The organism is Streptomyces sp. NPDC014006 (assembly GCF_043088925.1).
GTDB lineage: Bacteria > Actinomycetota > Actinomycetes > Streptomycetales > Streptomycetaceae > Streptomyces.
This window is the reverse complement of the sequence record NZ_JBICAJ010000007.1, coordinates 358,236-378,289: the sequence shown is the minus strand read 5'-3', so window position 1 is coordinate 378,289 and position 20,054 is coordinate 358,236. Positions and strand designations below refer to the sequence as shown.

16 protein-coding genes are annotated in these 20,054 nt (G+C 73.1%); 7 read left to right on the top strand and 9 right to left on the bottom strand.

Going from position 1 to position 20,054, the window contains the following annotated elements; all coding sequences use genetic code 11:
* The first annotated feature begins 232 nt into the window (after positions 1-232).
* Complete coding sequence (locus tag ACF1GV_RS25095) at positions 233-451, top strand: hypothetical protein (protein WP_391684832.1); 219 nt, start codon at positions 233-235, stop codon at positions 449-451.
* A gap of 117 nt (positions 452-568) precedes the next feature.
* Here ACF1GV_RS25095 and ACF1GV_RS25090 read toward each other — a convergent pair whose 3' ends face one another.
* Both ACF1GV_RS25090 and ACF1GV_RS25085 read right to left on the bottom strand, forming a co-directional pair.
* Positions 569-2,212, bottom strand: a complete 1,644-nt coding sequence (locus ACF1GV_RS25090) for a DNA repair helicase XPB (RefSeq protein ID WP_391684830.1) — start codon at positions 2,210-2,212, stop codon at positions 569-571.
* Positions 2,213-2,282: 70 nt separating this feature from the next.
* Positions 2,283-4,796, bottom strand: coding sequence for a helicase-associated domain-containing protein (locus ACF1GV_RS25085; RefSeq protein WP_391684828.1), 2,514 nt, complete (start codon positions 4,794-4,796; stop codon positions 2,283-2,285).
* Between the two features lie 212 nt (positions 4,797-5,008).
* Between ACF1GV_RS25085 and ACF1GV_RS25080 the strand changes: the two genes are divergently transcribed.
* Both ACF1GV_RS25080 and ACF1GV_RS25075 read left to right on the top strand, forming a co-directional pair.
* The gene (locus tag ACF1GV_RS25080) at positions 5,009-5,977 is read left to right on the top strand and encodes a hypothetical protein (RefSeq protein ID WP_391684826.1); all 969 of its coding nucleotides are present in this window, start codon (positions 5,009-5,011) and stop codon (positions 5,975-5,977) included.
* A gap of 37 nt (positions 5,978-6,014) precedes the next feature.
* A complete protein-coding gene (locus ACF1GV_RS25075) occupies positions 6,015-6,662 on the top strand; it encodes an HAD family hydrolase (RefSeq protein ID WP_391684824.1) in 648 nt (215 codons plus the stop codon).
* Here the strand turns inward: ACF1GV_RS25075 and ACF1GV_RS25070 are convergent.
* Positions 6,626-6,889, bottom strand: a complete 264-nt coding sequence (locus ACF1GV_RS25070; RefSeq protein ID WP_363263545.1) for a hypothetical protein — start codon at positions 6,887-6,889, stop codon at positions 6,626-6,628. The genes ACF1GV_RS25075 and ACF1GV_RS25070 overlap by 37 nt on opposite strands.
* 151 nt (positions 6,890-7,040) lie before the next feature.
* On the opposite strand from ACF1GV_RS25070, the gene ACF1GV_RS25065 reads away from it, so the two are divergent.
* Positions 7,041-7,424 carry a cold-shock protein gene (locus tag ACF1GV_RS25065; protein ID WP_361631474.1) on the top strand — a complete coding sequence of 128 codons (384 nt, stop codon included), beginning with the start codon at positions 7,041-7,043 and terminating at the stop codon, positions 7,422-7,424.
* Between the two features lie 14 nt (positions 7,425-7,438).
* Here the strand turns inward: ACF1GV_RS25065 and ACF1GV_RS25060 are convergent, their stop codons facing one another.
* The 4 genes from ACF1GV_RS25060 to ACF1GV_RS25045 form a co-directional block, all read right to left on the bottom strand.
* Positions 7,439-8,299 (bottom strand): 1,4-dihydroxy-6-naphthoate synthase, encoded by an 861-nt coding sequence (locus tag ACF1GV_RS25060; protein WP_391684821.1) that lies wholly within the window; start codon positions 8,297-8,299, stop codon positions 7,439-7,441.
* Positions 8,289-8,999 carry a futalosine hydrolase gene (locus ACF1GV_RS25055; protein WP_391685102.1) on the bottom strand — a complete coding sequence of 237 codons (711 nt, stop codon included), beginning with the start codon at positions 8,997-8,999 and terminating at the stop codon, positions 8,289-8,291. Before ACF1GV_RS25055 ends, ACF1GV_RS25060 begins: the two co-directional genes overlap by 11 nt.
* 26 nt (positions 9,000-9,025) lie before the next feature.
* Complete coding sequence (locus ACF1GV_RS25050) at positions 9,026-9,493, bottom strand: DUF2771 domain-containing protein (RefSeq protein WP_391684819.1); 468 nt, start codon at positions 9,491-9,493, stop codon at positions 9,026-9,028.
* Positions 9,494-9,699: 206 nt separating this feature from the next.
* Positions 9,700-11,061 carry an MFS transporter gene (locus ACF1GV_RS25045; RefSeq protein ID WP_391684817.1) on the bottom strand — a complete coding sequence of 454 codons (1,362 nt, stop codon included), beginning with the start codon at positions 11,059-11,061 and terminating at the stop codon, positions 9,700-9,702.
* A 315-nt stretch (positions 11,062-11,376) separates the two neighbouring features.
* On the opposite strand from ACF1GV_RS25045, the gene ACF1GV_RS25040 reads away from it, so the two are divergent.
* Positions 11,377-12,303, top strand: coding sequence for a DUF3027 domain-containing protein (locus ACF1GV_RS25040; RefSeq protein ID WP_391684813.1), 927 nt, complete (start codon positions 11,377-11,379; stop codon positions 12,301-12,303).
* 291 nt (positions 12,304-12,594) lie between these two features.
* A complete protein-coding gene (locus tag ACF1GV_RS25035; protein WP_391684810.1) occupies positions 12,595-15,744 on the top strand; it encodes a sacsin N-terminal ATP-binding-like domain-containing protein in 3,150 nt (1,049 codons plus the stop codon).
* 11 nt (positions 15,745-15,755) lie between these two features.
* Here the strand turns inward: ACF1GV_RS25035 and ACF1GV_RS25030 are convergent, their stop codons facing one another.
* Together ACF1GV_RS25030 and ACF1GV_RS25025 are read right to left on the bottom strand one after the other, a co-directional pair.
* A complete protein-coding gene (locus ACF1GV_RS25030; RefSeq protein ID WP_391684807.1) occupies positions 15,756-18,152 on the bottom strand; it encodes an HAD-IC family P-type ATPase in 2,397 nt (798 codons plus the stop codon).
* A 56-nt stretch (positions 18,153-18,208) separates the two neighbouring features.
* The gene (locus ACF1GV_RS25025) at positions 18,209-18,481 is read right to left on the bottom strand and encodes a DUF2530 domain-containing protein (RefSeq protein WP_391684804.1); all 273 of its coding nucleotides are present in this window, start codon (positions 18,479-18,481) and stop codon (positions 18,209-18,211) included.
* A gap of 114 nt (positions 18,482-18,595) precedes the next feature.
* Here ACF1GV_RS25025 and ACF1GV_RS25020 point away from each other — a divergent pair, with 114 nt between their 5' ends.
* Entirely contained in the window at positions 18,596-20,047 is a 1,452-nt protein-coding gene (locus ACF1GV_RS25020) for an NCS2 family permease (RefSeq protein WP_391684801.1), read from the top strand.
* Positions 20,048-20,054: the final 7 nt, after the last annotated feature.

Sequence of the window (20,054 nt, the reverse complement as noted above, 5' to 3'; positions counted from 1 at the left end):
GACCTGCGCGGGGGTGACTCCTGGACTTCTCCGGCCGGTTGCCGACCGGCCGGCGGCACTCCCGGATGAGGGGAGGCGGGCAAGAGCGGAGATTCTAGGCGAGGGGGCGTGGGCCGGGCCAGCGGATTTCCGCTGCGCCCGATCCCCTAGGGGCCGCGACCCGCCCGGCCTAGGGGAAACGGCAGCCCGGAGACCGATGACACCTTTATGTCCGTAATCGCACCATGGAGACATGACCACTGCGACGTTCAGCCCAGCCCCCGGACGCCCCCCGGGCGCCACCCCGATAGCCACCGGCCACCGCCACCCCCTCGGCGACGCCCTGCGCGCGGTACGGGTCTACGCCCGAGCCGCCTTCGACGTAGTCATCCTCGGCGAGTACGGAGAGGAGGCGGGCGTACGCCGCCGGTACGGACCACGAGTGAGTGTGCGGACACCGCCGCCGGGCTGAGTACCCGACCCGGTGTCCGGGGCGGGCAGCCCGCTCACCTTCGGCGCCTGGCTCACCGCCGGGGTGTTGCCCGGGCGGCGCCGCTGGTCGGCCCTGCGCGGCTGACCAGCCGTCCGCTCAGTCCTCCGCCAGCAGCTCGTCCGCGTCCATGATCCGGTACGCGTAGCCCTGTTCCGCCAGGAAGCGCTGGCGGTGGGCGGCGAAGTCCTGGTCGAGGGTGTCGCGGGCGACGACCGAGTAGAAGTGGGCCTGGTGGCCGTCCGCCTTCGGCCGCAGTACGCGTCCCAGCCGCTGCGCCTCCTCCTGCCGCGACCCGAACGTGCCGGACACCTGGACGGCGACCGTCGCCTCCGGCAGGTCGATGGAGAAGTTCGCGACCTTGGAGACCACCAGCACGTTGATCTCCCCGGCCCGGAAGGCGTCGAAGAGCTTCTCGCGCTGCGCGTTGGACGTCTCACCCTTGATGACCGGCGCACCCAGGTGCTCGCCCAGCTCGTCGAGCTGGTCGATGTACTGCCCGATGACGAGGATCTGCTGCCCGGCGAAGCGCCGCACGATCGCCTCGGTCACCTTCCGCTTGGTGTCCGTCGTCGCGCAGAACCGGTACTTCTCCTCCGCCTCCGCGGTCGCGTACGCGAGGCGCTCGGAGTCGGTCAGGTTCACCCGGACCTCGACGCAGTCGGCGGGCGCGATGTAGCCCTGCGCCTCGATCTCCTTCCACGGCGCGTCGAACCGCTTCGGCCCGATGAGGGAGAACACGTCCGACTCCCGGCCGTCCTCGCGGACCAGCGTCGCCGTCAGCCCGAGCCGGCGCCGCGCCTGCAGATCGGCGGTGAACTTGAACACCGGCGCGGGCAGCAGGTGCACCTCGTCGTAGACGATCAGACCCCAGTCCCGGGAGTCGAACAGCTCCAGATGCGGGTAGACGCCCTTCCGCTTGGTCGTCAGCACCTGGTAGGTGGCGATGGTGACGGGCCGGATCTCCTTCTTCGTCCCGCTGTACTCGCCGACCTCGTCCTCGGTCAGCGAGGTCCGCTTCACCAGCTCGTGCTTCCACTGCCGGGCCGAGACGGTGTTGGTGACCAGGATCAGCGTCGTCGACTTGGCCTGGGACATCGCCCCGGCCCCCACCAGGGTCTTCCCGGCGCCGCACGGCAGCACCACGACTCCGCTGCCGCCGTGCCAGAAGTTCTCCACGGCCTGCTTCTGGTAGGGCCGCAGCGCCCACCCGTCCTCGTGCAGTTCGATGGGGTGCGCCTCACCGTCGACGTACCCGGCGAGGTCCTCGGCCGGCCAGCCCAGCTTCAGCAGCGTCTGCTTGATCTGCCCGCGCTCGGAGGGGTGCACGATGACGGTGTCCGGATCGATCCGGTCCCCCACCAGCGGCGCGATCCGCTTGGAGCGCAGCACCTCCTCCAGCACCGGCCGGTCGGTGCTGGTGAGCACCAGTCCGTGCGCCGGGTGCTTGTGCAGGGTCAGCCGCCCGTAGCGGTCCATGGTCTCGGCGATGTCGACGAGCAGCGCGTGCGGCACCGGATACCGGCTGTACTGCACGAGCGCGTCCACGACCTGCTCGGCGTCGTGCCCGGCGGCGCGCGCGTTCCACAGGCCCAGCGGCGTCAGCCGGTAGGTGTGGATGTGCTCCGGCGCCCGCTCCAGCTCGGCGAACGGCGCGATGGCCCGACGGCACTCGTCGGCCTGCTCATGGTCGACCTCCAGGAGCAGCGTCTTGTCGGACTGGACGATCAGCGGTCCGTTCACGCGCGGCACACACCCTTTCCACAACGGCCGAAAGCAACGGCCCAAACGTCCAGTGTGCCCCACCGGCGTGTCAGTCGTCCGCGAGCTCCGCCACGCCCGTGATCCGGTGCAGGGGGAACGTGCGTACTTCGTCCGCGGTGTGGTCGTACGCCGTCACGAAACCGCCCTCGACCCTGACCGGGGCGATGACCCGCTGGCTGGCGGCGCCCTCGGCGTTGACGAAGCCGATCCACACGGACTCGCCGGTCAGGCAGGCGGCCTGCATGGTGGCGAGGGTCTCGGCGGAAGAGGTGCGCGGCAGCTCACCCGGCACCACCGTGCCCTCGCTCGGCTTGCGGGGTGCCGTGGAGGCGAGGTCACCGGCCCGGATGGCGCGGACCGCCGCCGCCAGCAGCGTGGCGTCCGGCACGGGCGGCCCGTCCGGCACCGGCTCCGGAGCGGTGCGCGGCGGGGTGCGGTGGACGTCGGCCCGCGCGATCAGCACATCCCCCTCCGCGGACTCGGCGGCCGGCGCGAACCCCATCGCGCGCAGCCCCTCCAGCAGCGCCGCCGGATCGGCCTGCGTGGCCAGCACGGTCGGCGCGAGGCGGCGCAGCCGCAGCGCGGCGGCCCGCCGGTCGGCGAGGATCTCGTTCAGCAGGGCGTCGTCGTCGCAGCGCACATACGCCGAGGCGGCCCCCACCCGCAGATGCCCGTGCTTGCGGGCCACGTCGTCGATCAGATACGCCAGCGGCTGCGGCACCGGCGTACGCGAGTGCGCGGTGAGGAAGGCGTGCAGGTCGGCCGCGGTCTGCCCGGCGTCCAGCGCCCGCCGCACCGAGGCGGGCGTGAACCGGTACACGGTCGCACCACCCTTCGACTCCACGTCCGCGAGCACGCCCAGCATGTCCGCGAGCGGCCGCTGCAACGGCCCGGGCGCCACGGCCGTCAGATCGGCCTGCAGCAGCACGTGATCCAGCGGCTCGGGCAGCAGCGGCGCGAGCACGCGCGCGGCAGCGGCGGTGGCGGCGGCCTGCTCACCCGGCGTGAGGGGAGCGACGAACCGCGGACGGTGATGGTGGACGGGCAGCTTGTCCCCCGGCCCCTCGGGCTCCTCCCGTGCCCCCTCCGCCGCGGGCACCGCCAGCAAGGCCCGCCCGTGAGCCGACAGCGCCCCGCGCCCGGTCACCCCGATCAGCTCGGCCTCGTTCAGCGTCCACTGGGCGAGCCGCGCCCGCAGATCCTCCTCCCGCCGCTGCGGGCGCTCCCAGCGCAGTCGCTCCAGCACCGACCCGGCGACCGGAGCCGCGCCCTCCGACAGGGCGGCGAGCAGCGTCAGCACCCGGTGCCGTACCTCGGGGGCCGCGGACCGGTCGAGCCCCGGCCCGAGCGCGGCGAGGGTCCGTTCCTTGGCATCACGGCCGCCGACCAGCCCGGCCGTCCGTGTGGCCGCCAGCCACGCCTCGGCGAGCCGCCCCCACCGCTCGGCGGGCGGCAGCTCCCGCCACTCGTCGTACGCCGGTGTGGCCGCGTACCGCTCGTCGGCCTCACCGTCGGAGGCGATCAGGCCGGCGGCGTACGCCAGCTCCACCCAGAACGCGGCCACGGGCTCCGCGACGTCCAGGGCGACGGCGGTCCGCTTGAGGTCGCGCACGCTGAGCCCACCGGCCCGCAGCACGGCGGGCCCGCCCTCGTCCCACTCCTTCAGCAGCTCCTCGACGGTCGCCAGGGCGCTCAGCGCCTGCCCCGCGGCCGTACTGTCCACAACCTGTGGACGGTGGGCCGCGTCGGCGGCCACCACCGGCGGCACCGGCTCCGGCTCCCGGTGCGCCCGCCCGCCGCGCAAGTGCAGGGCCACCTCCCGGGGCAGTACGACGGTCCCCGGCGCCGTCGGCAGCAGCAGTCCCCGGTCCAGCAGCCACCGCAGATGCGCCGCGGGTTCGGCCGTGACCTGCCCGTACGGCGGCCCCCACAGCAGCCGCTCCAGCACCTCGCGCGCCTGAACGGGGGCCTGCGACAGCAGGCGGGTCATCCGCTTGCGGTCCGTGAACAATCCGGTCAGCGCGGCCACGGCGGACACCGAATCGTGCGTGGACGGCAACCCGGCGGTGGCGACGATCTCCTGGATCCGCCCCGGCGACATCCCGGCTGTCGCCTCCTGCACGGTCGGCCCCAGACCGGTCGGCGACGGATGCTGCGGCGAGGGGGAGAGCAGTTCACGGGCGGTGCGCACCAGCCGCAGCCGGTCGTCACCGCCCCACACCAGCGCCTGCTCGCGCAGCACACCGAGGGCGTGCGGCAACGCGGCGACGACGGCCGCGTCCCGCTCGTCACCGGCCATCAGCCCCAGCAGCTCCTCGTACGTCGCCGGGTCACCCGCGACGGCCAGCGCCTGCGCGGTCTGCAGTGCGAACCGGTCCAGCCGCTCCAGTGCCCGCACCACGCTCGCCCGGGTACCGGCGCGGGTCGCGAGCTGCGTGAGGTCCGTCGGGACGGGGGTGATCAGATCGGGACGGCTGCGCAGGAGGGCGGCCAGGGAGGCGTCCTCACGCCCACGGAGCGCTTCCGCGAGGGAGCGGGGGGCCGGAGTGTCCTCGATGCTCATCCGAACCACGTTAGCGGGTCCCCTCCGACGGCAGCCGGTTGCTGTGGCCGTCGGCGCCTTGAGGCACCGGGTGCCCGCACCCGGTGCCTCAAGGGCGCGGGGAACTGAGCGAGCAACCACCCACCACCCGCGGACGAACGACCACCCCCGCGGGACGCGATACCTTCGTCCAACGGGATACCAGAAACACGCGCACCCCCCGGAGGGGCTTCGTGGGGATCGAGAGCGACAAGGTCGTCTACGAGTACTTGAGCCGCGTCGGCGACGTGGCGCAGCAGCGGCAGCTGCCGTCCACCACCCGCATGCGCCTCGTCGCCACCCTGCGCGACGAGATCGACAAGCGCCGCGCCAAGGCCGTGGTCGACAGCCCGGCCGCCGTACGCCGCATCATCGAACGCCTCGGGGACCCGGACGAGATCGTCACGGCCGCCGGCGGCACCGCCGGCCCCACCCCGCCACCCACGGCCGTACCGGAGCAGCGCGAAGGCGACCTGGGTGCCGCCGAGGCCAAGCCGTCCACGCTCCGCAGCCGTCTCGTCCCCCGCCCGCGCCCCGTCACCCCGCCGGCGGCCTCCGCCTCCGCCGCCTCCCCGCCCCACCTGGCGAGCGCCGCCGAGCTGGGCGGCCCGGCCGTGCCCCTGGACTGGTGGCGCACGGATTTCAGCGACGAAGTCCCCGGCTTCACCGGCGGTGTGGAGATCCCCGACCTGCTCAAGCCGCCCCCACGGCCGAAGCAGGAGAAGGAGGACGCCCAGCAGGAGCCGGCCGTGCCGGCGCCGGAGACGGAAGCGGAGGACGATCCGGACGCGCCCGGGCGCCGCCGCCTCCTCGCGCTGCCCTCCCGCCGCTGGAGGAACCCCCTGCTTCTCCTCGCCGCGGCCGGCCTGCTCACCGGCGCCGTGCTCGGAAACTGGTTCGCGCTGCTGCTGGGCTGGCTGATCGCCTACGCCTCCCGCCGTCTGACCCGGGCGGAGGCGAAGTGGGCGGTGATGGGCCTGCCCGGCGCGGCCGTGGCCGCGGGCCTGGTGTGGCTGTGGGGCCGCACCGAGGGCCGCTGGGGTACCCCCGTCGCCGACGGACACATGAGCGAGGCGATCGCCGGGACCTGGCCGTGGGTCGTCCGCGGCGCGGCGGTGGCGTCGGCCCTGTTCCTGCTGTGGCGCTCACAGAAAGAACGGTGATCCGGGGCCGCGGCCCCCACCCGTCACAATGTCCCCCATGACTGCCCAGGCCTCCGCCGCGCCCACCGTCGGTTTCGATCTCGACATGACGCTGATCGACTCACGCCCCGGCATCCGCGCCTGCTATCAGGCGCTGTCGGAGCGGACCGGCACCTATGTGGACGCCGATCTCGCGGTGACCCGCCTGGGCCCGCCGCTCGTGGAGGAGCTGGCGAACTGGTTCCCGGCGGACGAGGTGGCCGAGGTCGCCGACCTGTACCGCGCGATGTATCCGACGTACGCCGTGGCCGCCACCACCGCCCTGCCCGGCGCCCGCGAGGCGATAGCCGCGGTGCGGGAGGCCGGCGGACGCGCGATCGTCGTCACGGCGAAGTACGAGGCGAACGCGAAACTGCACGTCGGTCATCTCGGCCTGGACCCCGACGCGGTGATCGGCGACCTGTGGGCGGAGCGCAAGGCCGAGGCGCTGCGCGCGCACGGCGCGAGCGTGTACGTCGGCGACCACCTCGGCGACGTGCGCGGTGCCCGCACGGCCGGGGCGCTGTCGGTGGCGGTGGCGACGGGCCCGTACGCCCCGGAGGAACTCCGCGCGGCCGGTGCGGACGTGGTCCTCGCCGATCTCACGGAGTTCCCGCGGTGGCTTTCGGCCTACCTCGACGACGCGCCGGAGGCGGCCCGCGCCTGACGCCGTCCCGCCGCGACCGAGCGCAGCACGCCGGCCCCCGCGAGAAGGAACCCGACGGCCATGAGCATGCTCAATCCGAACATGTACGTCGGAAAAGGCGACGTTCCGAAGAACAACGGGGCGACCGTGACCAGTGTGGCCACAGCGCCGATGAAGAAGACGATCGCACCGGCACGGATCAGCCGATCACCGGGCGCGGCGGAATTCGGTTGGGTTTTGTCACGCACCGGACCAGGGTAGTTCCCAGCGCGAAGGAACAGCCGGGCGACGTCTTGTCACCCGGTCGAAGACCATTAGCCTTGGAACCGGCGGGTCAAGGTCGACCCGCCTGGGTTGTTATTGAGCAGCTTTCCGACGAGTACGAGGACGAGGACAGACGTGCCTACCGGCAAGGTCAAGTGGTTCAACAGCGAGAAGGGCTTCGGCTTTCTCTCCCGCGACGACGGCGGTGACGTCTTCGTTCATTCCTCGGTCCTCCCCGCCGGAGTCGAGACCCTCAAGCCCGGCCAGCGCGTGGAGTTCGGCGTGGTCGCCGGGCAGCGCGGCGACCAGGCGCTCTCCCTGACCGTGCTGGACCCGACCCCGTCGGTCGCGGCCGCGACCCGCAAGAAGCCGGACGAACTGGCCTCCATCGTCCAGGACCTGACGACCCTGCTGGAGAACGTCACCCAGACCCTGGAGCGTGGCCGCTACCCCGAGAAGACCGCCGGAAAGAAGGTCGCCGGTCTGCTGCGCGCCGTGGCGGACCAGCTCGACGTCTGAACCCCTGGCAGCGGTCAGGGAAAAGCCAGCGCATCCGGGCCGAGGGGCGGCACCAGCCCCTCGGCCGCCGCACGTGTGAGCAGCCCGCGCACGGCCGCGTAGCCGTCCTCGCCGAGGTCGGCGGTGAACTCGTTGACGTACAGCCCGATGTGCTGGTCGGCGACGGCCGGGTCCATCTCCTGGGCGTGCTCCATGACGTAGGGCCGCGACGCCTTCGGGTCGTCCCACGCCATGTGGACGGATGTGCGAATCGACTCGGCGATCAGCTTCAGCGCGTCCGCGCCGAGCGAGCGTTTGGCGATGATCGCGCCCAGCGGGATGGGCAGCCCCGTGGTGTTCTCCCAGTGCTCGCCCATGTCGGCGAGCTTGTGCAGCCCGTAGTGCTGGTACGTGAACCGCGCCTCGTGGATGACGAGCCCCGCGTCCACCTTGCCGTCCCGCACGGCCGGCATGATCTCGTGGAACGGCATGACGACGATCTCGCCCACCCCGCCCGGCACCACATCCGCGGCCCACAGCCGGAACAGCAGATACGCCGTCGACTTCTCGCTGGGCACGGCGACGGTGCGGCCGGCGAGGTCCAGGCCGGCCTCCCGGCTGAGCACCAGCGGTCCGCAGCCCCGGCCCAGCGCACCCCCGCACGGCAGCAGCGCGTAGTCGCCGAGCACATACGGCAGGACGGCGTACGACACCTTCAGTACGTCCAGTTCACCGCGCTCGGCCATGCCGTTGGTGACGTCGATGTCCGCGAAGGTCACGTCCAGGGCGGGGGCGCCTGGGACGCGGCCGTGGGCGAGGGCGTCGAAGACGAAGGTGTCGTTCGGGCAGGGCGAGTAGGCGATCTGCCACGCCGTGGGCAGGGGCTCACCGGTCATGTGGGTTCCAACTCTCCAGGACGGGCGCCAGCTTCCCGAACCCTTCGGCCAGCGCGGTGAGCGCGTCGCCGATGCGCCACGCGGCGCGGTCGCGCGGGCCGACGGGGTTGGAGACGGCGCGGATCTCCAGGACGGGCACGCCGTGCGCGGCGGCGGCCTCGGCGACGCCGAAGCCCTCCATCGCCTCGGCGAGGGCGCGGGGGTGCCGCTCGCGCAGCGCGGCGGCGCGGGCGGCGGTGCCGGTGACCGTGGACACGGTCAGCACGGGCCCCGCGGGGGCGCCGAGGGCGTCCGCGGCCTGCCGGACCAGTCCGGCGGGCGGGTGGTGGGTGACGGTGCCGAAGCCGAGGTCGGTGACGGCCAGGAAACCGTCGGGCGTGTCGGCGCCCAGGTCGGCGGCGGTGATCTCGTCGGCGACGACGAGGGAGCCGACGGGGGCGAGCGGCGCGAAACCGCCGCCGATGCCGGCGGAGACGACCAGGTCGTACGGGGTGCCCGCGAGGGCGGCGGCGGTCAGCGCGGCGGCCGTGGACGCGGCGGCGAGCGCCGGGCCGACGCCGGCGGCGACGAGGTCGAGTTCCAGCCCGGGGGAGGCGGCCCGGTGCAGCGTCACGCCGGGCAGGCGCAGCTCCTCACTCGGGCCGGGAAACGCCCGTGCCACCGCGTCCCGCTCCACGGGGACGGCGGTGGCCACGAGCAGTCGTGCCGGGGTGGGCGAGGACGTGATCAGGCGCCCTTCTTGAGCTTGAAGGACCAGATGCCCTCGACGTCCTTCTCGCCCGCCTTGATGGAGACGAACGTGGTGTTGCCGCTGGCGCCGTACTGGGCGTTGAAGAAGACGCTGCCCGGGATGGTGCGGTAGGTCTTCTTGCTGGCGTCGGTCAGCGGCTGACCGTTCATGAGGATCGTCCAGCTCTTGTCCGCGATCTCCGGATCGACGCCGAAGCGCACGGTCTCGTCCGGGTCGACGGTGATCGACTTGTCCGCCTTCAGGCACTTGGCGAGCTCGGAGGTCTTGATCGCCTTGCCGTCGTTGTAGCAGGTCGCCTCGGAGTTGACCGAGCTGCTGCCGACGGTGATCGTCGACATCGGCGTCGGCTTGTCGCAGGCCGACAGGACGAGCAGCCCGGCGGAAACGGCGCCGGCGGCGGCGACGGCGCGGCGGCGTCGCACGACGGATTGCAGGATGGTCATGGCCGAAGGCTATCCGGAGGGTGGGGTGCCCCGACCATGCGGGGGGCGGCGTGGCCGCTTCGTTACGCCAGGCGGTGCCTGAAGCAGGCTGTCCGGGGCGGGTGCGCCGGGCGGTATGTCCGCGTCCGGGTCACATCGCCCGCGTCGGCTCACGCCACTCACGCCGGCTCACGCCACTCACGCCGGCTCACGCCACTCACGCCGGCTCACGCCACCCGTGTCCGCGTCGCGCTCCCTTGGCGTGCCGACCGCAGCAGCCCGCGCAGCGTGGCCAGCCAGCCCGCCGCCACGATCGCCGCGGCCACGCACAGGCCCGCCGTGCCGTTCAGCGGCATCACGATGCCGATCGCGCCACCGAAGACCCACGCCATCTGCAGCAGCGTCTCGGAGCGGGCGAAGGCCGAGGTGCGGACCAGTTCCGGCACGTCCCGCTGGATCAGCGCGTCCAGCGCCAGTTTCGCCAGCGCCTGAGCGAACCCGGCGACGGCGGCCAGGCACGCCACGAGGACCGCGCCGAAGAAGATCGCCGCCGTGACCGCCGCGGCGAGCACCACCGCCAGCACGCTGACGATGATGATCTCCGGCGGCTTGGACCTGAGCCAGGCGCCCACGGCCGTCCCGAGCGCGTTGCCGACGCCCGCCGCGACGGCCACCAGGCCCAGTGAGGCCGCCGCGCTCTGCCCGGTCATCGGGTGCTCGCGCAGCAGAAACGCCAGGAAGAAGATCAGGAAGCCGGTCAGGCAGCGCACGGCGGCGTTCGCGCCGAGCGCGTGGGTGACGGCCGGGCCGACGGTGCGCAGCCCCGGGCGTTTCGCGGCCTTGCGGTGCGGGCCGTGCAGATGCTGTTCGTCCGCCGCCAGCAGCGCCGTGTCCTCGCCCTTGGCGGAGTCCACCTTGGGCGGCAGGGAGAACGACAGGAACGTTCCCGCGATGAAGATCACGAACGCGCCGAACAGCGGCCAGCGGGCACCGAGGGCGTGCAGCGCACCGCCGATGGGCGCGGCGACGCCCGTGGCGAGCAGACCGCCGAGCGTGACCCGTGAGTTCGCCTTGACCAGCGACAGCTTCGGCGGCAGCAGCCGTGGCACCACCGCGCTTCTGACCACGCCGTACGCCTTCGACGCGACCAGCACGCCGAGCGCCGCCGGATACAGCTCCAGGCTCCCGGTGACCACCGCCCCGCTCAGCACCAGCGCCAGCATCGCCCGCGCCAGCATCGCGCCCGCCATCGCGGCCCGCCGGCCGTGCGGCAGCTTGTCCAGCAGCGGGCCGATCACGGGGGCCAGCACCGTGAACGGCGCCATGGTGATCGCCAGGTACAGCGCGACCCGGCCACGCGCCTCGTCGGTCGGCACCGAGAAGAACACCGTGGACGCCAGCGCCACGGTGATCATCACGTCCCCGGCGCCGTTCACGGCGTGCAGCTCGATCAGCTTGCCGAGGCCCGACTCGCCGGCGCCCTGCGCGTGTGTGGCCTTGCGGATGCCGCGGGCGGCTCCGGTCACCGGGAAGTGCAGGGCACGCCCGACCGCGCGGACGGACCCTCCGAACCGGCCCGAACCGCTCACTTGGGACGTCCTCGCGGCTGCCACGTCGTCATAGTGCCCCGAGTACGGGGTGGATAGTGCCGTTACCGCACGTATGGGCCTTAAGTTTCCGGCCGGGCCGCAGGGTGGGCCACGCGGAAACAAATCGCCGCGAAGCGGGGAAAGAAAACGACCGGTGTAGGCCGAGCGCCGACGAACAGGCAGAATGGTCCGGAGGAGGTGCGCCCGAGCGTGAGCGCGCGCAGACGTCGAAGCGGTCCGGTTGTCCGCTCCGTCCGCGCCGTCGCCTCAAGGCGCCCGCACCCGGACACGGCGTACTGGAGAGAAGCGATACCTGTGAGCGCAGCGACAACGCGAAGCCGCACCCCTGACCGCCTGTGCGCCGAGGCCGTCGACCTCGCCCGTGGTGCCGCCGAGGAGGCCGCCGCACCCGGCGTCGTCGGGGAACACGCGGGGGTCGTCTCCGAGGGCGATCGCGTTGTCACGCACTTCTTCGAATGCCGGGAGCTGGGCTACCGCGGCTGGCGGTGGGCCGTGACGGTGGCCCGCGCCTCGCGCGCCAAGGTCGTCACGCTCGACGAGGTCGTGCTGCTGCCCGGCCCGGACGCCGTGCTGGCCCCGGAGTGGGTGCCGTGGAGCGAGCGGCTGCGCCCGGGGGACATGGGCCCGGGCGACCTGCTGCCCACGGACGCCGAGGATCTGCGCCTGGAGCCCGGCTACACCGGCGAGGACACGCCGGCGCCGAACTCCGCCGTCTCCGAGGAGATGGCCGACCTGGTCGAGGCCGAGGACGCCGAGGTCACCGAGGGACCGTCGCGCAACCTGCCCGCCGCGCCCTCGCGCGGCTCGATCGCCGCGGTCGCCGAGGAACTGGGCATGCGCCGCGCCCGGGTGCTGTCCCGGTACGGCCTGCACACCGCCGCCGACCGCTGGGAGGAGGCGTACGGTGCGAAGACCCCGATGGCGCAGGCCGCCCCCGCCGCCTGCGTGAGCTGCGGTTTCCTGATGCCGCTCGGCGGCTCGCTGGGCCAGGCGTTCGGGGTGTGCGCCAACGAGTTCGCCCCGGCCGACGGCCGCGTGGTCTCCCTGGCGTACGGCTGCGGCGGCCACTCCGAGGCCGCGGTCATGCCGAAGACCCCACGCCCGGCTCCGCCGGTGATCGACGAGACGCGGGTCGACCCGTTCCCGCTGCGCCCCGCCCCCGACTCGGGCTCGGTGCCCCCGGTGACGGACGAGGAAGCGGCGGAACTGGGCCACTCGTAGCCCCGCCCCCGAACGCCCGCGCCGACGACGGCCCGCACCCCCCACCCCGGCCCCGGCCCACAACGAACCGCAGGCGTGAACCAGCCGACCACCGGACGGCAACGGGCCGCCGCAGGCACAAAAGGGGCACGGGGCTGTATTCGGCATGCGGCTCCGCCGCGTGGGCGCGACCAGCCACGACGAACCCCGCAGACGAACGACGGGTACCGCAACGCACCCCCGGCCGAAACACGACCCGGCGCCGCAGGCAACTCGCGGTACTTTCAGTCGTCGCCGATGAGGAGAGTGAACGTGAGCAAGTTCGTGCGGCCGGCTGCCGAAGGCGCTGACCCCTTCGGTACGGCGAGGCTCCGGCGGGGCGTGCTCGACGCCTGGGCCACCAGCCCCGCCCGGTTCCGGGAGGACGCCAACGCCGAGGAGGACCTGGTTCTCGGCGGCTACCGGGACCGGCTCGTCGTCGAGCTCGCCCAGAACGCCGCCGACGCCGCGGCCCGCGCCGGCGTGCCAGGCCGGCTGCGGCTCACGCTGCGCGACGGCGTCCTCGCCGCCGCCAACACCGGCGCCCCGCTGGACGCCGCGGGCGTGGAGTCGCTGGCCACCCTGCGCGCCTCCGCGAAACGCGACACGCCGTCCGTCGGCCGCTTCGGTGTCGGGTTCGCCTCCGTCCTGTCCGTCACCGACGAGCCCGCGGTCGTCGGCCGGCACGGCGGTGTGCGCTGGTCCCTCGCCGAGGCCCGGCACCTCGCCGAGGAGACCGCCCGGCACAGCCCCGGCCTGGGCGACGAGATCCGCCGCCGCGACGGCCACGTGCCGCTGCTGCGCCTGCCGTTCGCCGCCGAGGGCACCGCCCCGGGCGGCTACGACACGGTCGTCATCCTCCCGCTGCGCGACACGGCCGCCGCCGACCTCGCCGAACGGCTCCTGCACGCCGTCGACGACGCCCTGCTGCTCGCCCTGCCCGGCCTGGAGGAGGTCGTCGTCGAGACCGGCGACACCACCCGCACCCTGCGCCGCAGCGCCGAGGGCGCCCTCACCGTCGTCGACGACTCGCGTGAGGGCACCACCCGCTGGCGCACCGCCTCGGCGCACGGGGCGACCGCGCCGGAACTGCTCGGCGACCGGCCCGTGGAGGAACGGCTGCGGCCGCACTGGTCGCTCACCTGGGCCGTACCCGTGGACGGCGACGGGCGGCCCGTGCGCCCCCGCACCAGCCCCGTCCTGCACGCGCCCACCCCCAGCGACGAGGCGCTCGGCGTGCCCGCGCTGCTCATCGCGTCCTTCCCGCTGGACACCACCCGTCGGCACGCCGCGCCCGGCGCGCTCACCGACTTCCTGATCCAGCAGGCCGCCGACGCCTACGCCGCACTGCTCGCCGACTGGCGGCCCGTGACGGACGGGATCATCGACCTCGTGCCCGGGCCGCTCGGCAAGGGCGAGCTGGACGGCGCGCTGCGCCAGGCGATCCTGGACCGGCTGCCGCGCACCGCGTTCCTGCCGCCCGCCGCCCGTCCGAGGGGCGAGGAGGACGGCGACGACCTGCCCGAGGCGCTGCGCCCGCGTGACGCCGAGGTGGTCGAGGGCGCGGGCGCCGACACCGTCCGTGTGCTCGCCGAGGTGCTGCCGACCCTGCTGCCCGCCGGCCTGGAGCGCCGCGTCGAGCTGCGCACCCTGGGCGTCGCCCGGCTGCCGCTGACCGACGCGATCGACCGGCTGGCCGGGCTGGAGAAGGACCCCGGCTGGTGGCACGAGCTGTACGAGTCGCTGGCGGGCGTGGACCCCGACCGGCTCACCGGCCTGCCGGTGCCGCTCGCTGGGGGCACCTCCCAGGCTTTCGGCACTGGGGGAGGCCGCACCACGATCGGCCCCCGCCACGTGCTGCTGCCCACCCCCGACGCCCCCCGGAGCGCCCCGGAGGTCCTGGCCCGGCTCGGGCTGAAGGTCGCCCACGAGGACGCCGCGCACCCGCTGCTGGAGAAGCTCGGCGCGCTGCCCGCCGGCCCGCGGGCCGTGCTGAGGACCCCGCAGGTGCGGGCCGCGGTCGCCGCCTCCCTCGACGACGACGGCGGGTCCTGGGACGAGGACGGCCTGGACGCCGAGGAGCTGGCCGACACCGTCCTCGCCCTGGTGCGGGACGCCGGTCTGGAGCCCGGCGAGGAGCCGTGGCTGGGTGCGCTCGCCCTGCCCGACGAGGACGGCGAACTCGCCCCCGCCGGTGAACTGGTCTTCCCCGGCAGCGCCTTCCACCAGGTCATGCGGGAGGGTGAACTCGCGACCGTGGACGCCGACCTGGCCGCCAGGTGGGGCGAGCAGCCCCTCGCCGCCTGCGGGGTGCTGGCCGCGTTCGCCCTGGTCCGCGCCACCGACGTGGTCCTCGACCCCGACGAACTCGAGCCCCGCGAGGGCGAGTACGCCGAACCCGACGACCCGGGCCTGCTGGACGCCGTCGACGTGTGGTGCGAGGACGCCCTCGACCGCTTCCCCGACACGCCCGTCCCGCCGGTCGCCACCGAGATCGTCGCCGTGCGCGACCTGGACCTGGTCGACGACGACGCCTGGCCGCAGGCGCTCGCGATGCTGGCCCGGCCGCCGCTGCGGGACGCCCTCGTGCAGCCGGTGCGGATCCTGCTGCCCGACGGCACCCACGAGGTCGTACGGCCGTACACCGCGTGGTGGCTGCGCGGGCACCCCGTGCTCGACGGCCGCCGCCCCGCCGGTCTGCTCGCGGCGGGCGGCGACCCGCTGCTGCGCGGCCTGTACGACGAGGCCGACGCGACCGGCTTCGACGACGAGCAGGTGCTGCGCGCGCTGGGCGTGCGCACCTCGGTGGCGGCCCTGCTGGACGAGCCGGGCGGCGCCGCGGAACTCCTCGACCGTCTCGCCGACCCCGACCGCCAGGTCACCGCGGCTCAACTGCACGGCCTGTACGGGGCGTTGGCCGAGCTGGACCCCGACCGGGTCACGCTGCCGGACGAGCTGCGCGCGGTGGTCGACGGCGAGGTGCGGGTCGTGGACGCCGCCGACGCGGTGGTCGTCGACTCGCCCGACCTGCTGCCGTTCACCGAGGGTGTGCCGCTGCTGCCGGTGCGGCCCACCCGGGCGGGGGATCTGGCGGAGCTGTTCCAGGTGCGGCGGCTGAGCGAGTCCGTCACCGGCGAGGTCACGTCCGAGGGCACCGAGCACGACGTACCGGAGCCCGTGCGGGTGCTGCTCGGCCCGCGCACCCCCGAGTCGTACGTCGAGCACGACGAACTCGTCGTCGACGGGGTGGAGATCGACTGGCGTCTGACCGACGACGGCGTCCTGCACGCGGCCACCCTGGAGGGCGTGGCCGCGGGCCTGGCCTGGGCCGCGGGCCAGTGGCCCCGCCGCTTCGAGGTGGCGGCCCTGCTGGAGGACCCGTCGAGGACGGCGGAACTGGCAAGGGACCGCTGGTTCGACTGACCTGGGGGACCCTAGGTGGGGAACCGCCGTCCCATCCACCGCCAGGACAGCTCCAGCACCGCCGACCCCACCACCGCGATGCCGACCGCCGTCCACGGCATCTGCATGCCCACCAGCTTCAGCGCGAAGAAGCGCTGGAGCGACGGCACGACGAGCACCACCATGAACGCCGCCCCCATCGCGGCGACCAGCGCCACCCGCCACCAGGTGTAGGGGCGGGCGATGATCGCGAGCACCCACATCGAGATCAGGAACAGCGTCAGCGTCGCCGCGCTGGTCTCCGCGTTCAGTGAGCCGGGGCCCGTGTAGTGGTGCCGGGCCAGCAGATACGTCACGAAGGTCGCCGCCCCCGCCACCACCCCGCCGGGGACCGCGTACCGCATCACGCGGCGCACGAAGTGCGGGCGGGCCCGTTCCTTGTTGGGCGCGAGGGCGAGGAAGAAGGCGGGCACTCCGATGGTGAGCGTGGACAGCAGGGTCAGGTGGCGCGGCAGGAACGGGTACTCCACCTGCCAGCACACCACGAGGACCGCCAGCAGCACCGAGTACACCGTCTTCACCAGGAACAGCGTCGCCACCCGGGTGATGTTGCCGATGACCCGCCGGCCCTCCGCGACCACCGACGGCAGCGTGGCGAAGCTGTTGTTCAGCAGCACGATCTGCGCGACCGCGCGGGTGGCCTCCGAGCCGGAGCCCATGGAGACCCCGATGTCGGCGTCCTTGAGCGCGAGGACGTCGTTCACGCCGTCGCCGGTCATCGCGACGGTGTGCCCGCGGGACTGCAGGGCCCCGACCATGTCCCGCTTCTGCCGCGGGGTGACCCGGCCGAACACCGTGCCCTCGTCCAGCTCCCTGGCCATCTCCTCGCGCCCGGCGGGCAGCCGCCGCGCGTCCACCGCGCTGCCCTTCAGGCCCAGCTTGGCGGCGACCGCGCCGACGGAGACCGCGTTGTCGCCGGAGATCACCTTGGCGTGCACGTCCTGCTCGGTGAAGTAGTGCAGGGTGTCGGCGGCATCGGGCCGCAGCCGCTGTTCCAGGACGACCAGCGCGGCGGGGTGGGCGCCCCGCCCCACGCGGGCGTCGTCGAGGTCGCGGGCGGCGCGGGCGAGCAGCAGCACGCGCAGCCCGTCCTCGTTGAGCCGCCCGGTCTCGGCGAGCGCCGGGTCGTCGTCCGCGAGCAGCACGTCCGGCGCGCCCAGCAGCCAGGTGCTGGTCTCGCCGCCGTCCTCGCTGAAGGTGGCGCCGCTGTACTTGCGGGCGGAGGAGAAGGGCAGCGACTCGGTGCAGCGCCAGTCCTCGGTGTCCGGGTAGGCGTCGATGATCGCCTTCAGGCTGTCGTTGGGCCGCGGGTCGGACTCGCCGAGCGCGCCGAGCACCTGGCGGACGTAGGCCTCGTCGTAGCCGTTCAGCAGGCGCAGGCCGGTGACGTCCATGCCGCCCTCGGTGAGGGTGCCGGTCTTGTCCAGGCAGACGGTGTCGACGCGGGCGAGGCCCTCGATCGCGGGCAGCTCCTGCACCAGGCACTGCTTGCGGCCGAGCCGGATCACCCCGATCGCGAAGGCGACGGAGGTCAGCAGCACCAGGCCCTCGGGGACCATGGGGATGATCCCGCCGACCGTGCGCGCGACGGAGTCCTTGATGCCGTGCTGTTTGACCACGAGCTGGCTGATCACCAGGCCGATCGCGGTCGGCACCATCATCCAGGTGACGTACTTGAGGATCGTGGAGATGCCGGTGCGCAGCTCGGAGTGGACGAGCGTGAACCGGGACGCCTCCTCGGCGAGCTGCGCGGCGTAGGCCTCACGGCCGACGCGGGTGGCCTGGAAGGCGCCGCCGCCCGCGACGACGAAGCTGCCGGACATCACCGCGTCGCCGGGGTGTTTGACGACCGGGTCGGCCTCGCCGGTGAGCAGCGACTCGTCGATCTCCAGGCCGTCGGCCTCCACGCACACCCCGTCGACCACGACCTTGTCGCCCGGGCCGATCTCCAGCAGGTCGTCGAGCACGATCTCGGAGGTGCTGATCGCGACGGCCGTGCCGTCGCGCCGCACGGTGGGCCTCACCTCGCCGATCACGGCGAGCGAGTCGAGGGTCTTCTTCGCCCGCCACTCCTGGACGATGCCGATGCCGGTGTTGGCGAGGATCACGAAGCCGAACAGGCTGTCCTGGATCGGCGCGACGGCCAGCATGATCAGCCACAGCACGCCGATAATCGCGTTGAACCGGGTGAAGACGTTCGCGCGGACGATCTCGGCGAGCGAGCGGCTGGAGCGCACCGGCACGTCGTTGACCTGACCGCGCGCCGTCCGCTCGGCGACCTGGGAGCCGGTCAGCCCGGTCGGCGGGACGGACGGCACCGGCACGGGGTGCGCAGGGTCGAGACCGGCGCCCGCGTCGATGTGCGTCATGCATTCGACGGTACGTGGGGACGCGGGCGTTCACCCCTCGGATGCCCCCGGCGAGCTCACTCCTGGAGCGCGCCCTTCTCGGCCGCTGCGGCCGCCCGCTTGAGCGCCGCGTCGCGCTTGCGGACGTACCAGATGCCGATCAGGCCGAGGCCGCCGCCGGCCAGGCAGGTCCACACCCACCAGGTGTGCCCGTGGTCGTCGAACCAGCCGTAGAAGGGCAGCTGGGCCAGGAAGAGGACGAACCACAGGATCGTGCCGCCGGTGATGGTTGCCACGACCGGGCCCTCGAGGGGTTCCGGCGCCTCGTGCTGCGGGGTCCACTTCGCCATGACGCACAGCTTACGAGTTCCACCGTTCTACGCGCGGAGATGGCAATCATGGAACTCATATGTTCATACTGAAACCGTTTGTCTGTGTCCCTTTCTAGTCGTAGGAACCCACAAATGTCCACCTCGGCACCTGCCAAGGTCCCCGCGCCCGAGCAGCCGGGCAAGGCGCCCGTCTACGGCGCCCTCGACCGCTACTTCAAGATCTCGGAGCGTGGCAGCACCCTTGCGCGCGAGGTCCGTGGTGGTCTGGCCACCTTCTTCGCGATGGCCTACATCATCGTGCTGAACCCCATCATTCTGGGCAGCGCGAAGGACATGTACGGCCACCAGCTGGACAACGGACAGCTGGTCACCGCCACCGCGCTCACCGCCGCCTTCACCACGCTGCTGATGGGTGTCATCGGCAACGTGCCGATCGCGCTCGCCGCCGGTCTCGGGGTGAACTCCGTCGTCGCCCTCCAGCTAGCCCCGCGCATGTCCTGGCCGGACGCGATGGGCATGGTCGTCCTCGCCGGCTTCGTGGTGATGCTGCTGGTCGCCACCGGTCTGCGTGAACGCGTGATGACGGCGGTCCCGTACGGCCTGCGCAAGGCGATCTCGATCGGTATCGGCCTGTTCATCATGCTGATCGGCCTGGTCGACTCCGGTTTCGTCTCCCGCATCCCGGACGTCGCCCACACCACCGTCCCGCTCCAGCTGGGCGCCACCGGTCACCTCAACGGCTGGCCGGTCCTCGTCTTCATTCTCGGTGTCCTGCTCACGCTGGCGCTGATCGTGCGCAAGACGCCCGGCGCGATCCTGATCTCGATCGTGGTCATGACGATCATCGCGATGATCATCGAGGCCGTCGCCAAGGTGCCGAGCTGGGGTCTGACCACCCCGAAGTGGCCCGGCAACCCGGTCGCCACGCCCGACTTCGGGCTGGTCGGCAAGGTCAGTCTGTTCGGCGGGTTCGACAAGGTCGGCGTGCTGACCGGCGTGCTGTTCGTCTTCACGGTCCTGCTGTCGTGCTTCTTCGACGCGATGGGCACGATCATGGGCGTCTCCGACGAGGCCAAGCTGACCGACGCCAAGGGCCAGATGCCCGGCATCAACAAGGTCCTCTTCGTCGACGGCATCGCCGTCGCCGCGGGCGGCGCCAGCTCGTCGTCGGCCACCACCTGCTTCGTGGAGTCCACGGCCGGTGTGGGCGAGGGTGCGCGCACCGGCCTCGCGAACGTCGTCACCGGCGGTCTGTTCGCCATCGCCCTGTTCCTGACGCCGATCGCCACGATGGTGCCGTCCCAGGCGGCCACCCCGGCGCTGGTCGCCGTCGGCTTCCTGATCCTGGCCGGCTCGATCAAGGAGATCGACTGGGCCGACTACACGATCGCGATCCCGGCCTTCGTGACGATGCTGATCATGCCGTTCACGTACTCGATCACCAACGGCATCGGCATGGGCTTCATCACCTTCACGGCCCTGCGGCTGGCGGCCGGCCGCGCCAAGGAGGTGCCGGTGGCGATGTACGTCGTCTCGGCGGTCTTCGCCTTCTACTACCTGATGCCGGCCCTGGGTCTGACGTGAGCCGCCT

What these genes read in the sequence shown, in the direction of transcription:
- ACF1GV_RS25030 (WP_391684807.1), bottom strand. Translation starts at nt 18,152, where the DNA reads ATGACGCACATCGACGCGGGCGCCGGTCTCGACCCTGCGCACCCCGTG.
- ACF1GV_RS25020 (WP_391684801.1), top strand. Translation starts at nt 18,596, where the DNA reads ATGTCCACCTCGGCACCTGCCAAGGTCCCCGCGCCCGAGCAGCCGGGC.
- ACF1GV_RS25075 (WP_391684824.1), top strand. Translation starts at nt 6,015, where the DNA reads ATGACTGCCCAGGCCTCCGCCGCGCCCACCGTCGGTTTCGATCTCGAC.
- ACF1GV_RS25060 (WP_391684821.1), bottom strand. Translation starts at nt 8,299, where the DNA reads ATGACCGGTGAGCCCCTGCCCACGGCGTGGCAGATCGCCTACTCGCCC.
- ACF1GV_RS25095 (WP_391684832.1), top strand. Translation starts at nt 233, where the DNA reads ATGACCACTGCGACGTTCAGCCCAGCCCCCGGACGCCCCCCGGGCGCC.
- ACF1GV_RS25085 (WP_391684828.1), bottom strand. Translation starts at nt 4,796, where the DNA reads ATGAGCATCGAGGACACTCCGGCCCCCCGCTCCCTCGCGGAAGCGCTC.
- ACF1GV_RS25025 (WP_391684804.1), bottom strand. Translation starts at nt 18,481, where the DNA reads ATGGCGAAGTGGACCCCGCAGCACGAGGCGCCGGAACCCCTCGAGGGC.
- ACF1GV_RS25050 (WP_391684819.1), bottom strand. Translation starts at nt 9,493, where the DNA reads ATGACCATCCTGCAATCCGTCGTGCGACGCCGCCGCGCCGTCGCCGCC.